Source organism: Paenibacillus sp. S-12 (genome assembly GCF_030363895.1).
Lineage (GTDB): Bacteria > Bacillota > Bacilli > Paenibacillales > Paenibacillaceae > Paenibacillus_B > Paenibacillus_B alvei.
Genome location: NZ_JASIUF010000026.1, coordinates 210,877 through 225,859 on the forward strand (window position 1 = coordinate 210,877; position 14,983 = coordinate 225,859).

The 14,983-nt window shown below is 47.6% G+C and carries 12 protein-coding genes and 2 pseudogenes; 7 read left to right on the plus strand and 7 right to left on the minus strand.

Translation table 11 applies throughout. The features are described from left to right. Positions 1 to 58 precede the first annotated feature (58 nt). Positions 59 to 643, minus strand: a complete 585-nt coding sequence (gene msrA / locus NO352_RS23640) for a peptide-methionine (S)-S-oxide reductase MsrA (protein ID WP_051135073.1) — start codon at positions 641 to 643, stop codon at positions 59 to 61. Positions 644 to 1,201: 558 nt separating this feature from the next. After that, a complete protein-coding gene (locus tag NO352_RS23645; RefSeq protein WP_021256256.1) occupies positions 1,202 to 2,281 on the minus strand; it encodes a M42 family metallopeptidase in 1,080 nt (359 codons plus the stop codon). A 263-nt stretch (positions 2,282 to 2,544) separates the two neighbouring features. Here NO352_RS23645 and NO352_RS23650 point away from each other — a divergent pair. Then, positions 2,545 to 4,032: pseudogene (locus NO352_RS23650) on the plus strand (cation:proton antiporter domain-containing protein); the annotation flags it as partial. A 177-nt stretch (positions 4,033 to 4,209) separates the two neighbouring features. On the opposite strand, the gene NO352_RS23655 reads toward NO352_RS23650, so the two are convergent. Continuing rightward, positions 4,210 to 5,928, minus strand: coding sequence for a phospho-sugar mutase (locus NO352_RS23655; protein WP_289356918.1), 1,719 nt, complete (start codon positions 5,926 to 5,928; stop codon positions 4,210 to 4,212). A gap of 180 nt (positions 5,929 to 6,108) precedes the next feature. Next, positions 6,109 to 6,874, minus strand: a pseudogene (locus tag NO352_RS25355) (class I SAM-dependent DNA methyltransferase). Positions 6,875 to 7,014: 140 nt separating this feature from the next. Between NO352_RS25355 and NO352_RS23670 the strand changes: the two are divergent. Both NO352_RS23670 and NO352_RS23675 read left to right on the plus strand, forming a co-directional pair. Continuing rightward, positions 7,015 to 7,728, plus strand: a complete 714-nt coding sequence (locus tag NO352_RS23670) for a response regulator transcription factor (protein ID WP_289357004.1) — start codon at positions 7,015 to 7,017, stop codon at positions 7,726 to 7,728. A gap of 153 nt (positions 7,729 to 7,881) precedes the next feature. Continuing rightward, the gene (locus NO352_RS23675) at positions 7,882 to 8,556 is read left to right on the plus strand and encodes an N-acetylmuramoyl-L-alanine amidase family protein (RefSeq protein WP_289356921.1); all 675 of its coding nucleotides are present in this window, start codon (positions 7,882 to 7,884) and stop codon (positions 8,554 to 8,556) included. A gap of 112 nt (positions 8,557 to 8,668) precedes the next feature. Here the strand turns inward: NO352_RS23675 and NO352_RS23680 are convergent, their stop codons facing one another. From NO352_RS23680 to NO352_RS23690, 3 genes are all read right to left on the minus strand, one after another. After that, positions 8,669 to 9,388 (minus strand): pirin family protein, encoded by a 720-nt coding sequence (locus NO352_RS23680; protein ID WP_005543513.1) that lies wholly within the window; start codon positions 9,386 to 9,388, stop codon positions 8,669 to 8,671. 108 nt (positions 9,389 to 9,496) lie between these two features. Continuing rightward, on the minus strand, positions 9,497 to 9,895 hold the full coding sequence (locus NO352_RS23685; protein ID WP_005543512.1) for a DoxX family protein: 399 nt from the start codon (positions 9,893 to 9,895) through the stop codon (positions 9,497 to 9,499). A 128-nt stretch (positions 9,896 to 10,023) separates the two neighbouring features. Then, entirely contained in the window at positions 10,024 to 10,488 is a 465-nt protein-coding gene (locus tag NO352_RS23690; RefSeq protein WP_005543511.1) for a MarR family winged helix-turn-helix transcriptional regulator, read from the minus strand. Between the two features lie 199 nt (positions 10,489 to 10,687). Between NO352_RS23690 and NO352_RS23695 the strand changes: the two genes are divergently transcribed. The 4 genes from NO352_RS23695 to NO352_RS23710 all read left to right on the plus strand — a co-directional run bounded on the left by NO352_RS23695 (position 10,688) and on the right by NO352_RS23710 (position 14,919). Beyond that, positions 10,688 to 12,229 carry a spore germination protein gene (locus NO352_RS23695; protein ID WP_268598879.1) on the plus strand — a complete coding sequence of 514 codons (1,542 nt, stop codon included), beginning with the start codon at positions 10,688 to 10,690 and terminating at the stop codon, positions 12,227 to 12,229. 94 nt (positions 12,230 to 12,323) lie between these two features. Beyond that, on the plus strand, positions 12,324 to 13,517 hold the full coding sequence (locus tag NO352_RS23700) for a Ger(x)C family spore germination protein (protein WP_005543507.1): 1,194 nt from the start codon (positions 12,324 to 12,326) through the stop codon (positions 13,515 to 13,517). Beyond that, positions 13,517 to 13,756 (plus strand): hypothetical protein, encoded by a 240-nt coding sequence (locus NO352_RS23705; RefSeq protein WP_289356923.1) that lies wholly within the window; start codon positions 13,517 to 13,519, stop codon positions 13,754 to 13,756. The genes NO352_RS23700 and NO352_RS23705 overlap by 1 nt, the downstream gene beginning before the upstream one ends. Before the next feature lie 29 nt (positions 13,757 to 13,785). Beyond that, positions 13,786 to 14,919, plus strand: coding sequence for a GerAB/ArcD/ProY family transporter (locus tag NO352_RS23710; RefSeq protein ID WP_289356924.1), 1,134 nt, complete (start codon positions 13,786 to 13,788; stop codon positions 14,917 to 14,919). Positions 14,920 to 14,983: the final 64 nt, after the last annotated feature.

The window sequence follows — 14,983 nt, forward strand, 5'->3', positions numbered from 1 at the left end:
GCTCGTTCCTCCGTTTCATTACATATCGAACCAACATGATTTCAATTCTAGAACACGCTTATTTATCCGTTGCTATCCAATATTGAGAAATGAATTCGTCGCGTCCTGATTTGGCGCGATCTTCCTTATAATGCTCCGGATCCTTGCGATAGTAGTCTTGATGATAGTCTTCTGCAGGATAGAAGGGGGCAGCATCACGTATTGGCGTCACGATAGGCTTGTCGAAGCGCCCGCTTTCCGCAAGAGCCAACTTGGATGCTTCAGCTAGTTGGCGCTGCTCCTCACTATGCACAAAGATAGCTGTTGTATACGATTCACCGCGATCCTGGAATTGGCCGCCCTCATCGGTTGGATCGATTTGTGCCCAGTACAGCTCCAGCATTGTATGATAGGAGATGATGTCCGGATCGTATGTGATTTGTACCGCCTCCAGATGCCCGCTCGTTTGTGATTTGACCTGCTCATACGTCGGATTCGGAATATGTCCTCCTGTATAGCCAGATATGACGCGATGTACGCCATCCCACTGGTCAAATGGCTTCACCATACACCAGAAGCATCCACCAGCGAAGGTGGCAATTTCCGTCCTATTATTTTGTGCTTTCGACTCCCCGAATGTAGATTGATCAGCAGGCGTTGTCATCATAGTTGCCCTCCCGGTTCTAGTTATTAGATTATGTGATTGTCTTTTTGAAGTCTGCTATAAGAAGAAAAATGAATATGGAGCATTGGATGATTTGAAATCATAGACCGATGCGTGTAGAGCATAACCACGCGAACGCCGTTATGTTTCAGTATATATCGATGGAACACTAGCTTTATGTTTCAGTGTACCGCGAGACGATTCACCTGCCAAGGAGGAACGAGCACATGAATATTTATTTAACCGAATGTGGAGATATGGCAGTTGGATGAAGAGGGGATTCGAATATACAGCATATCAGAATGTGAAAGAGCATATGAACATTCCCATATACTATGCATAGCCAGTCTGGGAGAGGAGTGGAATAGGAGATCAGTACGAACTATTTCTCAGGGCTGGACGAGCTTCATTATGCGAAATGAACAATATAGCTTGGGCTGGAATGAGGCCATACAACAAAGAGCGCAGCTGCTGTTCAGGGAACAGGGCTGCGCTCTCGTTGCATCGACTTATGTACAACCTCGTTTACATCCAGCCGATTTGGTTTAAGAAATAACGTTACGAACGTTCCACGATCGTGTTGTATGTTGTACGGTCTGTATGCTTCACCAATTGAACAAGAAGTTCCTTGGCTGCATCAATATCGTCAGTATGAACGATGGATGCTGGTGTATGGATATAGCGTCCGCATACGCCAATTACGGTAGAAGGCACGCCTTTATTGCTTAAATGCACTTGGCCTGCATCTGTTCCGCCTGGGGAGACAAAATATTGATAAGGGATGCGATACGTATCCGCAATATCTTGGATAAACTCTACTAGGCCGCGATGCGTAATCATCGTTGGATCGAGAATGCGAAGCAATGCGCCCTTGCCGAGATGGCCGAAGGAATTCACATCTCCAGTCATATCATTCGCAGCACTGCAGTCCAGCGCGTAGAAGATATCCGGCTGAATCAAGTTGGCAGATGTGCGCGCACCGCGAAGACCAACCTCCTCCTGAACAGTTGCACCGCAGAACAAGGTGTTCGGCAGCTTGAATTGCTCACGATGAAGCTCCTTCATTAATTCAATAGCAAGGCCGACGCCATAACGGTTGTCCCATGCTTTAGCCATAATTTTTTTAGGATTAAGCAGTGGAGTGAACTTGCAAACCGGAACGATTTGCTGACCTGGGCGAACGCCTGCCTGTTCAGCCTCTTCGCGGCTGTCTGCACCGATGTCGATGTACATATGCTTCACATCTACAGGCTTGTTCGCTGTAGCTTCATCAAGCAGATGCTTCGGAATAGAGCCTACAACGCCTGGAAGCGGGCCGTTAGGAGTAATAACCTCAACCTGCTGGGCTAGGACGACTTGTCCCCACCATCCGCCGAGCGGTTGAAACTTCAACATACCGTTCGGTGTAATTTGCGTAATCATGAAGCCGACTTCATCCAAATGTCCGGCTACCATGACGCGAGGGCCTTGCTCGTCGCCGCGCATAACGCCAAAGACACTGCCTAGCGCATCGTGCACGAATTCATCTGTATATTTGGATAATTCGGTTTTTACCAAGGCACGCAGTTCCCGTTCGAAGCCGGGAGCGGAAGGGAATTCCGTCAGCGTGCGGAATAGTTCTAACGTTTCCTGTTGCATGGGGTTGCTCCTTTCATCAGTAAAGCATGTTCATCATTTAAGTATGAACCGATTTGATCCAGGATGCAAGCGTGCAACAAGAGGTCATAGCTCATATTGATCTATGAAATGGAAAGCAAAAATGTACATTTTCAATCATTGTTTCATGATGTTGCACTAGGGGACGCATGAAGCTTTAGAGTAAGGAGGAACTGGATTGGATCATCATTCGTTAACATCATTAGTTATTGTCCTAGTTGTTGCCTTCCTGACGCCAATCGTCCTTAGCCGGATTCATTGATAATGCCTTCTTGATGACGTTGATTATTTCGACTATATCCCTTGGCGTCGTCGTGCCAACCTTGAAGGATGTTCATATTATGAAGACCAATATTGGGCAAATAATTCTCCTTGTTGCCGTTATTGCCGACTTGGTCACGATGGTTTTGCTCGCGGTTTTTGCAGCGATTTACGGAGAGGAAGGAACGAATTCCTGGCTGCTTCTTTTGTTGTTTGCGGTGGGCGTGCTGTTCTTCTTTGTCGGCAAACGGTTCAAAAACCGCTCGTTCCTTGCAGCGTTGTCTACAGGAACAGTGCAGATTGGCATTCGTGCCGTCTTCACCTTAATGATGGTGCTTGTAGCATTGTCGGAAACACTAGGCGCTGAAAATATTTTAGGAGCTTTCCTAGCAGGGGTACTAGTTTCCCTGTTGTCGCCGAACCATGATTTGGTGCAAAAGCTGGATTCCTTTGGTTATGGCTTCTTTATTCCAATCTTCTTCGTTATGGTTGGAGCGGAAATGGATCTTCTCGGCTTGTTCGGCGATACGTCGATCTACATTTTAATTCCGCTGCTGTTCTTGGCGCTGTTGTTGTCCAAGGTGTTGCCATCACTCGTCCTGAAACGCTGGTATGATATGCGAACAACTCTTGCAGCCGGGTTCCTGCTGACATCCACGCTGTCGCTTGTTATTGCAGCGGCGAAGATCGGCGAGCGGCTTGAAATCATCGATGCTCGCATGTCGGGAGCGCTTATCCTTGTCGCTGTAATTGCGAGTATCATCTCACCCATTGGCTTCAAGAAGATCTTCCCGGGCGTAAAGCAGGTGGAGACACGGAAGAAGATTGCTTTTGTCGGAGCCAACCAGATGACGATGCTGGCCATGCGGGATCTGAACGAGAACCTGTATGAAGCGGCCATGTATCGCACGGCAGAGGATACCGATGAAGAAATGAATGGTCATTCGCCTTCCTTGCAGGCTGTTGCTAATATTCCGGATTATTCTCCGCATACGCTGGAGAGATCCGGAGTTCTGGATGCGGATCTTATCGTCTTTGCGACCGGCGAGGAGCGTCGCAATGCCGAGCTGGCGGTATGGGCACAGGCTGCAGGAGTTGAACGTGTTATCGCGGCAGTAGCATCACCGCAATTGGAACAGTCGCTGCGCAATCGCGATATCGACGTATTTTCTGCATTGTTCTCCGCGAAGACGCTGCTTCAAGCATTAATTGAATCGCCAAGTGTCATTCGGATCCTGACGAATCAGGAGACATCACTGTATCAGATCAATTTGAATAACCGCAAGTATAACGGCATGCGGATTCGTTCGTTCCCATTCACGGGAGATGTTATTTTTGTTCGCTTATTCCGGGAGCAGGATTCGATCGTTCCGCACGGGGATACAGCGCTTCGACTTGGAGATCGCTTGATTGTCACGGGCTCAGTCGAGTATGTGGAAGAATTGAAGAGGGAATTGGAGCTTAGTATGTAGCGAAAGCAACCGCTATGAATAACAGCAGTTCCAGGAAGTGATAGCCGGCTTCTGGAACTGCTGTTTGTTTATTCCCCATCCCTATAACCAACGCCGTCTCAATAAACAACGCCGTCCCAAGAAAAAATCATAGGGACGGCGTGACAGATGTCTGTAGCCATAATTTATGGATGATGATTACGATTGTGCTTCAATAAATGCGTCTATTCGTGACATGACGTCCTCGGATACACGCTGCAAGCGATCCGCAGCATCTGTGCTGGACGAGCCCTTTACTGCAAAGTACATCTTAATCTTCGGCTCTGTTCCGGATGGACGGAGACAGAACCAGCTACCGTCTTCTAAGTGGAACTTGAGTACATTTTCCTTCGGCAGGTCGTACAGACCTTGTGCGAAGTCTTCAGTCAGCGTAATGCTGGCACCGCCGGCAGTAGTAGGCGTTTCTTCGCGCCAATTGTTCATAATGCCTTGAATGATGGCCACACCTTCCACTCCCTTTAAGGTGCGTGTTTGTAAGCCTTCCAGATAGTAGCCGTGCTGGGCATACAGCTCTTGAAGCACTTCGTACAGTGTTTTTCCCTGTGCTTTGTAATAAGCGCCAGCTTCACAGATGAGCATAGCGGCAATGACTGCATCTTTATCGCGCGCATAATTGCCTGCCAGGTAACCATAGCTTTCTTCGTAGCCGAAGATGAAGGCATGCTCGCCTGTGCGGTCGAATTCGGTCATTTTCTCGCCAATGTATTTGAATCCCGTAAGGGTGTTGAACACTGTCATGCCGAAGGACTTAGCGATAGCTGCGCCAAGCTCGCTGGTGACGATCGTTTTAATAACCGCCCCGTTTGCTGGCAAGGTGCCCTTGGATTTCATCGCATCCAGCAAATAATGTACCATAATGGCACCAGACTGGTTGCCTGTCAGTACAACATATTCGCCTGCCGCATCCTTCACGACTGCGCCCATGCGATCTGCATCTGGATCCGTACCCATAATAATGTCAGCATCCCAAGCTTTTGCTTGTTCGATTGCGATGCTGAAGGCTTCGCGCTCTTCTGGGTTCGGCGATTTCACCGTAGGGAAGCTGCCGTCTGGAAGCTCCTGCTCTGCCACGACGCGAACCTGCTGGAATCCAATGCGATCCAGAACGGCGCGTACCGGCTTGTTACCTGTACCGTGCAGCGGTGTATACAGCACACGGAATGAATCGCTGGATGCCCGAATGATGTCTTCATTCTGGCTGACGGAAGCTACAGCGCTTATGTATGCTTCATCCATCTCTTGGCCGATCCATACGAGCAAACCTTGTGCTTCGGCTTCCTCGCGGCTAAGCTTCTGAATATTGGCGAATGATTCGATGCCGCGAATTTCAGCAATGACGCGTGAAGCTGTATGCGGAGTGATTTGACCGCCATCATTGCCGTACACTTTATATCCGTTATATTCCGGAGGGTTGTGGCTTGCTGTGACTACGATGCCGGCGCTTGCCTTCAAATTCCGCACGGCAAAGGACAGCTCAGGGGTAGGGCGTAGACTCTCAAATACATACGCCTTAACGCCATTGCCGGCCAGAACCAATGCTGCCTCAAGCGCAAATTCCGGAGAAAAATGGCGCGAGTCGTAGGCAATTGCCACGGAAGGAGCGTCTTCCTCTGCCTTCAAAAATTGCGCAAGACCTTGAGTCGCCTTGCCTACTGTATATACGTTCATGCGGTTGCTTCCTGCGCCGATGACGCCGCGCAAGCCGCCTGTACCAAACTCCAAGTCTTTATAGAAACGGTCAGTAATTTCTCGTTCGTTGCCAGCAATCTGCTGCAATTCCGCTTTTGTCGCCTCATCGATGTGCGCATCGTTCAACCACACATCGTAAGCCTGCTGTGCACGCAGTGCAGTGTCCATTCGTTACATCCTCCTCTAACTCATTTACCTGATGGTTACTTACCCTATTGTACTGGATAATGAAGCCTCCTGCATGTGTAAAAATCATATATTCCTGTTCCTTCCTGTATGTGTATGATCAGTTGAACAATGGAACCAATATATGATTTACCAAGCGACTTGATGCTTTTGTATCGGCACCTAAGCCTTGCGGCAGATGACAACCATCGATGAGGAAGAGGCTTGAAGCGGCTCCGCAGACCAGCTTCCGTGCACATGAAGCAGTTCAAATCCGTTAAGCTCGAGCAATCTCGACAACTCCTGCGGATAAGTGTATCGAAGATCGATGGTTGTTGTGCGTTCCCGCACGAGACGATCCTGCTCCCGAAAACGGCGAATCGTTGTATAGTGCTGTATTTGCGCCAATGGATCGTAAACAGCGATCGTATATACATCGCAATGAAGCTGTGAATCCAACTGTATGGTGCGCCCAATATTCTTCCTCTTGCGGCTGAAGCAGTTCGTCCGCAGTAGGGAAGCGCATGTCAAATATGAAGATTCCGGTATCTGCAAGTTGGTTGTGAACTGATTGAAGCAAACGATTTTGAAGCTCGTTCGTTAAGAAGTGTTGAAATGAATTGCCTACCATATAGGCAAGCGGTGCTTAGCATTGCAGATTTAATGTCGTCAGATCCTGATGAATCCATTGAATATCAAATGCTGGCGAAACTTTCGCACGAGCTTGTTCAAGCATCCCTTCGTGAAGATCTACACCGATCACTGAGTATCCTGCTTCAGCGACAGGCAGCGTCAGTCTTCCTGTTCCACAGGCTAGATCAAGAACTGCACCGGATTCTTGTTTTTGAAGCCATGAGAGAAGCAGGGGGAGTTCTGGACAGCCCTGATTTTCCCTATCATATAATGAAGGATTTTCATATTCAGATAAATCCCATTCCGTGAAGCTCATAATATCCTCCTTAATATACAAAATATAATTATAAATATGGTTGGATTGTAAATTGCTGTTAGAAGATGTGTCAAATGAATGTGGAGCTGTGCGCATAAACACGATTGCTGCGAGTGGCGGCACCTATAGGAGCAGATATGATGCAGCGTACGATACTTGTCGTAGAGAATGAGTCGCTATTGCGAAAATTATTGAAGAATCATTTCGAGAATGAGGGACATCGTGTGTGGGAATCATCAGACGGGAAAGAAGGTCTGGAGCTGTTCCAAGCACATGCCATTGATTTAGTCGTAATCGATGTGAAGCTGCCTGGGCTGAACGGCTGGGATTTATGCAGACATATTCGAAAAATATCTGATGTACCCATCATTTTGCTGATTGCTCGGGAGGACGAACAGGACGCGCTGCTTGGATTTGAGTTAGGGGCTGATGATTATGTTACGAAGCCATACAGCCCTCCGCTATTGATGGCTAGAGCGAAACGGCTGCTGAACAGCAGGCCACGGCAAATGGTATCACCAGTTCAGGAGCAAACGGCGCAAGGATCGGAAGATGTAATATCCTGTTGCGGCATTTATGTTCATCTCCCTTCACGAATGGTCATGGTGGATAGGGAACGTGTTTATTTAACCTATACAGAATTCGAGATCTTACTGCACTTAATGCAGAATCAAGGAATCGTCGTCACAAGAGAACAGTTAATTGTGAAAATATGGGGTTATGAGTATGCGGGCCACGATCGGACGATAAATACGCATATGGGCAATATTCGCCAAAAGCTAGGCGATAAGGGCAAGCTAATTACGACTGTTGTACGAATTGGATATAAATTCGAATGTCCGACTTCGAGTTGAACAAGAGGAAGCAATAACAAGGAAAGCGCAAAATCAGCCATTTTCTCCAAGAAAGTGGCTCTTTGCATTGGCTTCGCCTTTATCTCATCTTGATATGAAGCTAGTAAACTAGCTTCATTACTAGATTGAATGAAGGGAAGAGGAATGCAATAGATGAAAAAAATAGCCACAATAGGTTTATCGGTGCTCCTGTCTGTGGGGCTCTCCGTTTATGTGTATATGCAGTATGACTATGGGGCAACTGAGGTGCATGCCATGATGAAGGCGCCAGAAGGCCCAAAATATTTGAAGGGAAAAACGATTGTAATTGATCCGGGGCATGGTGGAATAGATTCGGGTTCCTTGGGAAGCCAAGGCACGCTGGAGAAGAAGATGACCCTGCAGACGGCCAAGGCGATACAACAGGAGCTCCAGCGTCGGACAAAAGCACAAGTTGTGCTAACGCGTGAACAGGATGACACGGTATCTTTGCAGGAACGAGTTGCCATAGCTGAACGGAAATCAGCAGATCTCTATGTGAGTATCCATTATGATGCATTCGATACGGCTGAGGCTGAAGGAATGACGACCTATTATTATCAAGATAATAATCAGAAGCTTGCCAATACGATACATGCTAATCTTGAGCAGCAGAACATGGAAATGAGAGATAGAGGCGTCCAATTTGGGGATTATTATGTGCTGCGGAGAAATCCGAGACCGTCTGTATTGCTTGAGCTCGGGTACATTTCCAATCCTAATGACGAACAGCGAATGAAGTCGCAGGACTTCCAGAAGCAAGCAGCCGAAGCGGTCGTCAATGGTATCATTGATTATTTGGAAACATGAAAGAAGTAATTAGCTTCCACAAAAAAAGAGATGCGCGATTATCGCGCATCTCTTTTTTTATATATAGGGAAGGGGGTGCAAGAAAGAGAAAATATTCAGGGATAAAATGTTATTAAGGCAAATCAATAACCATGACATGTGTCCCAGGCTTGAATTGGAGCGTTAGAGAACCAGCATTTTCAATACGGGCTGCATCACGGCGGTTCAGCATTTCACCATCCTCAAAGCCGACTTCACCTTCCATTACGAATATATAGAGGGAGCGGTTTGGGCGTTGTTCAATCGTCACTTCCTCACCGTCTTGGAAGTGACCCAAGTACATCGTCATATCTTGATGAATATGGGCTGTGCCAAGCTCCTTCGCATGATTGGATGCGACTGGAAGCAGGCGGTTCTGGATGGATTCCAATCCATACGTATGCGTTTCATATGATGGTGTGATGCCAAGACGTTCCGGCATGAACCACAATTGCAGCAGCTCAAGCGGCTCAGAGCTGGACGCATTAGCTTCGCCGTGGTAAATACCTGTTCCAGCGCTCATGCGCTGAATTTGGCCTGGGACGATAATCTCGCGATTGCCAGTGCTGTCCTGATGTTCCAACTCACCCTTCAATACGACCGTAACAATCTCCATGTTTTTATGGGGGTGAAGGTCAAATCCAGTTCCAGGTGCAATATGGTCGTCATTCAACACACGCAGTGAGCTGAAGTGCATATTGTCTGGATCATAGTAATCAGCGAAGGAGAAACTGAAGGATGTCTTCAGCCAGCCATGATCATTGTGATAACGATCGCCAGCGCGTTGAATGGAACGTTTCATTGTTGAATTCATTGTATAGTCCTCCTGTTATGATTCGTATGTTATGATCGTCGTGCCATTGCATTTCGTAAGTGTATACGTCGTTAATAAGTTCGAATGATCGAATTCTTGAAAAAAGGGTTACATCAATGCATCTAGAGAAAAAGCTCCTGCACCAATTAAAGCTACTCCAATTGCGGCAGCAATCAGCATTACGTTGTATTCAATACCATTCGAGGTTACCCAGTATCCGTTCGCGCCATGCACCTTCACAATGGCGACAAGCATCGTACCGACAATGAAAGCTGCGCCTAGCCAAGTCAGGAATCCGAGACCGAACAACAAGCCTCCAGCAAGCTCAGTCAATCCAGCCATAAGTGCCATAAGTGGCCCAGGCCGCATACCGATAGACTCGAACCATCCTCCTGTCCCTTTAATACCGTAACCGCCAAACCAACCGAACAGCTTCTGTGCTCCGTGTCCCATCATCGTCAATCCAATAACGAGACGAATTAATAATAATCCGTAATCTGCCAACATGTAATATTCCTCCTAATAGGTATGAAGTAAACTACTTTTAAAATAAAATGCGTAATATGAGAGTCTTGAATTCGAGATATATGGCCAAAGGGATACCCTTCTCTACTGAAAAGGGCTACTTTAAAGGGCTACTTTGGTGAAGGGATGTTCTGTCCCAGCTTTTTCAACAAGCCAATGAGTTGTTCCTTGTCTTCCAAAGGCATTCCGTTAACCGCTTCGTGAAGAGCCTTCGCATGTCGAGGGAAGATGTCGCCAATAACAGCTTCTCCCTCAGGCGTCAGCTCTGCATAGATGACGCGACGATCCTTCTCGCAAGGTCTTCGCTGCAGGAATCCCTTCTTTACAAGTTTGTCGATTACATAGGTCATCGTGCCGCTGGCAAGCAATATTTTACCGCCGATCTGCTGGATAGGGGTAGCCCCCTTATGGTAGAGCAGTTCCATGACCGCGAATTCGGACGGATTAAGCTCATAATGCTTCATGTCCTGCTGGGCATAGTCCATAAGGGCCTTAGAGGCGCGGGACAATACAATGAATAGCTTTAGCGACTGCTGAATCTCGGGATCAAATGCATCCGTACGAGGGTTGGTCATCTGTCATTCACCACCTTTACGATAAGGAACTTAATGTCTCGAAAAATAATATCTTTAATTCGAGATAACTATATCATGATGATTTTCAACTGTCAACTCATAATTTTCAGTTGTACATGCAAACCTATATTGGGAGAAGACGGAGACTCGTTACAGAGTCGATGTTCGGTGCGGGGAACTTCGAAGGAGGTAGGAGTATATGCCTACAACAGAAGAACAACATAACGGAACTGCACAAGCCGGCATGCCGCAAAATGCAGAATGGTCTTCCAATGGAAGGAGCAATGTTGCCTTCTTAAAAGATTGCTTTCAACAGTGTGAAGATGTGATTTTTTACACCTTCGAATTACAGGGAGGCAAGAAGGCTACCTTATGCTATCTAGACGGGCTGACGGACTCGGCGATGCTGGACGAACATATTATTGAACCGCTGAAGCAGCGTTATCCGGACAAGCCTGACTCCGCTAATGTACTGGTAGAGGATATCCTGCGAACCGTTACAGCTGTGAAGGTGACGCCGACTCACTCGATGGAGGCGGCAATGGAAGCAATATTAGCAGGCTTAACCCTGCTTATTCCTCACCGTTCATCTGCCGGATTTACGATTGATGCGATCAAGTTCGACAAGCGTGGCGTATCAGAGCCATCTGCGGAATCGGTGGTACGCGGCCCAAGGGATGGATTCGTAGAAACGCTGCAAACAAACGCAGCCTTGCTTCGTCGGCGTGTTCGAACACCGCGGTTGAAGATGGAGTCGCTGAAGCGTGGCGAATTGACTCTTACAGAAATCCGGTATGCCTATATAGAAGGCATTGTAGCTCCCCAATTGCTGGCTGAAGTACGGAAGCGTCTGGAAGGCATGTCGTTGCAAAGCGTGCTAGATAGCGGTTATGTGGAAGAATGTTTGGAGGATATGCCAGCATCTCCATTTCCCCAGCTACTTACTACAGAGCGTCCAGATGTAGCTGCCTCCCATTTGCTTGAGGGACGTATCGTCATTCTAGTTGATGGGTCGCCAGTTGCCCTCATTGCGCCAGGATTGTGGGCATCGTTCTTGCAATCTCCTGAGGATTACTATGAGCGCCATCACTTCGGCACCATCATCCGCTGGCTGCGCTACATTTGCCTCGTGATTTCACTAATTGGGCCATCTCTTTATGTTGCAATTATCACCTACCATCAGGAGATGATCCCAACTGCTCTCATATTAACGATGGCTAAAGCCCGCAGCCAAGTTCCATTTCCGGCGCTTGTAGAGGCGCTCTTAATGGAGATTATGTTCGAGGCGCTTCGTGAAGCGGGCGCGCGGCTGCCACAGCAGGTTGGTTCTGCAATCAGCATCGTCGGCGCTCTCGTTATTGGTCAGGCCGCAATAACTGCAGGGCTCGTCTCTGCTCCGATGGTTATGGTTGTCGCGATTACAGGGGTATCCTCATTCTTAGTTCCGCATTACAATTTGGGAATCGCTGTGCGGCTGCTGCGCTTTCCTATGATGATCCTCTCGGGCATGCTGGGCATGTTGGGATTAATGATGGGGATCATATTGCTGATGACACACCTGTTTACATTGCGATCGTTCGGTATCCCTTATATGTCAGGAATTGCACCAATGCGCAAAGAAGAGCTTAAGGATATTTTTCTTCGTGTCCCCGTATGGACGGAGGACACCCAAATGGAGCGTGGTGTATCTGCGCGAATGGAAGTCGGGGATAGCAGAGGCAGAGGGGGTGCCAGTACCTAGAAGGTAGCTTGATAGGCAGAGAATAAGAAGCGGGATACTGCCGTGTAGGTAATCCTATAGGGTTGATCATTCTCATGGAGAATAGAGGTGGAGTATGCGTTTGACTCGAATGATTCGATATATAGCCAGCACAATTCTTCTCTGTCTGCTGGTGCCCCTGCTTGCAAGCTGCTGGGATCGGACTGAAATTGAGCAGCTCTCCATTATTCTTGCTGCCGGATTGGATCAGGACGGGGATGGGGGAATAAAGACGACATTGCAGGTATACGTCCCTAAAGAAGGAGGAGCTTCTTCTTCTTCCAGCGGGGGCAAGGAGGGTGGAAAAGGTGGCTCAACAACTGTATTTTCGGCGAATGGCAAAACACTTGGCGAGGCCGTATTTGAGCTGCAAAATAAGATGCCACGATATATATTTTGGGGACAAACCGAAGTATACGTGATTAGCAAAAAGCTTGCAGAAGAGGGGCTTCTCAAACATTTCGACTTCTTCCTGCGATATCAGAATCCGCGTGAGCATGCCCTTATATTTATTACAGATGGGGAAGCAAGCGATTTCCTTAAGTCAATGCCTCAACTCCATCAGAACGTCGCAGAGATGTTCAAGGATCTTGGCAAGTCGCGTTCTATATGGGATGTTACGCTGCTCGATTATATGAAGATGATGGCCGGAGATTCATCGATGGGGTTTGCTCCGTTTGTGGAATGGAAGACGAGCGAGCTTGGTGTCCGTGTCCCTTCGATAGATAAGCTGTCCGTCTTCAAAAAGGATCATTATGTTGGCGAAATAGGCGGTAAAGATGTGATTGGCGTGATGTGGCTGCGGGGGGAGAAGAAGCGTTTAACGGTCTCTTTATGCAAGGAAGGGGATGGAAAGGACTGTTTGTCGCTTCGGGTTCGCCACAATACGTTGACGTTCGATCCGTATTGGGATGGGAAGCAGTTGACAATGCGGATGAAGCTGGTTGCCTTCATGGATATGACACAAAATAGCACCAAGCTGGACGTATCCGATTCGGATCAAGCACGTCAAGCAGAAACCAAGATAGAAGCGAACATCGAACAGATCATTAAGCAATCCATTTCAATGTCACAAAAGAAGCTGTCCACCGATGTGTTCGATTTCGCAGCGCGCGTACACCGAAAGTACCCATCACAATGGAAAGAGCAGATAGGGCCGAATTGGGATCATATTTATGCCAATATGAAAATTGAAATTCGCGTACATGCTCTGATTGAGCGGCCAGGCAGCATCACAAGCACCATTGAGCAGAAGGCGGGTGTGCATTAATGGGGAACCATTTTCTAGCGGGAATGAGCCTGCTGTTGATTATCAATTTGATCTGGGAATGGAAGATCGGTACTTTTTCCAAGCGGAGTGACAGAGAAAAAAAGGCGTTTTTTGTGTTGTGGGGGCTCGCCTGGATCGTTGTCTTCTCTATAAGCCAGTTCCCTCCATGGACGTCGCCCCGACAATGGATTGATTTCGTATACAAGCCGCTGTTGTTATGGTTGAAGCATCCAGCATGATCCTGTTAAAAGAAGGAGTTGGAAAGGGTATGGAACGAGGACGAATAACTTGGCCGCAGCTGTGCATGCTGACCTATTTGATGGTGTGCGCCACAGCCGTGCTCGTGATTCCAACGGTAGCTTCCCAAATCGCGGGCCGAGATGCGTGGATGACATCGATCATCGGCTCAGTGGCGGGATTTATCACATTGTTTATTGCTATGTGTCTAAATCGGTACTACCCCGAAATGACGATGGTCGAATACGCACCCCAGCTCATTGGACGCTGGGCCGGTATGATAGTGAACGGAGTATTTCTATTTTTTCTGCTGCATAATGTAGGGCTCATTGTAAGGGAATATGGAGAATTTATCGTTGGATCCCTGCTCATTCGCACCCCTGAGACGGTTATTAATACTGCCCTTATATTTGTATGCGCCGTAGCAATCCGTGGAGGAATCGAAGTCATCGGCAAATTTGCCCTGCTCATTGCTCCGTTGTTTATGATTTTGTTGCTCTCGATCCCGCTATTTCTTCTTCCCGAATTAAGTGCGACTGAGATGTTTCCGATTTTGAACAATGGATGGAGGCTTGTTCTGGAAGGTTCGATTACACCAGCAACTTGGTTTTTGGGATTTTTGCTAATCGGATTTTTCCTTCCTTATGCAATCGGTAACCGCAGCCGTATAAAATGGAGCTTATCACCGCTAATCCTTACGCTGCTTACCATGGTACTTACCAATTTAGTTTGCTTGTTCTTATTTGGCCCGCTGACATCGATGTTTACCTTCCCTGTATTTGTGGCATCTCGCTATATCAGCCTTGCAGGGTTCTTTGAGCATGTGGAAGCGATAGTAGTCGTTCTGTGGGTAATGGGCGGCTTCGTGCAAATTGCCGCCTGGTATTACGTGCTTGTGCTTGGAACCGCTCAGTGGCTGAGGCTAAAGGATTTTCGGCCAATCATTTTTCCGATCGGCGTTCTCATCATCGCGATGAGTTTCTGGATTTCCGATAATTTACAGGACATGGTGGATTTGTTTATGACCACAGAACCGTTATTTTCTGCAACTATGCTGCTGCTGTATCCGCTGTTGCTTCTGATCATCGCATGGTGGAAGAGGAGACGAGCCCAACATTGGAAAAGAAGAGATTCAAGCCGCAATTTCGATGAAAAAAGCGATTGAAGTTACATACATCTAATCATGCCGCTGCAATGTAGAAATAATGTCGCAGCGGATTTACGGCATT

Coding starts and splice junctions, on each gene's coding strand:
- NO352_RS23685 (WP_005543512.1), bottom strand. CDS start 9,895: ATGTTGGCAGATTACGGATTATTATTAATTCGTCTCGTTATTGGATTG.
- NO352_RS23655 (WP_289356918.1), bottom strand. CDS start 5,928: ATGGACACTGCACTGCGTGCACAGCAGGCTTACGATGTGTGGTTGAAC.
- NO352_RS23710 (WP_289356924.1), top strand. CDS start 13,786: ATGGAACGAGGACGAATAACTTGGCCGCAGCTGTGCATGCTGACCTAT.
- NO352_RS23670 (WP_289357004.1), top strand. CDS start 7,015: ATGCAGCGTACGATACTTGTCGTAGAGAATGAGTCGCTATTGCGAAAA.
- NO352_RS23700 (WP_005543507.1), top strand. CDS start 12,324: ATGCGTTTGACTCGAATGATTCGATATATAGCCAGCACAATTCTTCTC.
- NO352_RS23695 (WP_268598879.1), top strand. CDS start 10,688: ATGCCTACAACAGAAGAACAACATAACGGAACTGCACAAGCCGGCATG.
- msrA (WP_051135073.1), bottom strand. CDS start 643: ATGACAACGCCTGCTGATCAATCTACATTCGGGGAGTCGAAAGCACAA.
- NO352_RS23680 (WP_005543513.1), bottom strand. CDS start 9,388: ATGAATTCAACAATGAAACGTTCCATTCAACGCGCTGGCGATCGTTAT.
- NO352_RS23675 (WP_289356921.1), top strand. CDS start 7,882: ATGAAAAAAATAGCCACAATAGGTTTATCGGTGCTCCTGTCTGTGGGG.
- NO352_RS23645 (WP_021256256.1), bottom strand. CDS start 2,281: ATGCAACAGGAAACGTTAGAACTATTCCGCACGCTGACGGAATTCCCT.
- NO352_RS23705 (WP_289356923.1), top strand. CDS start 13,517: ATGGGGAACCATTTTCTAGCGGGAATGAGCCTGCTGTTGATTATCAAT.
- NO352_RS23690 (WP_005543511.1), bottom strand. CDS start 10,488: ATGACCAACCCTCGTACGGATGCATTTGATCCCGAGATTCAGCAGTCG.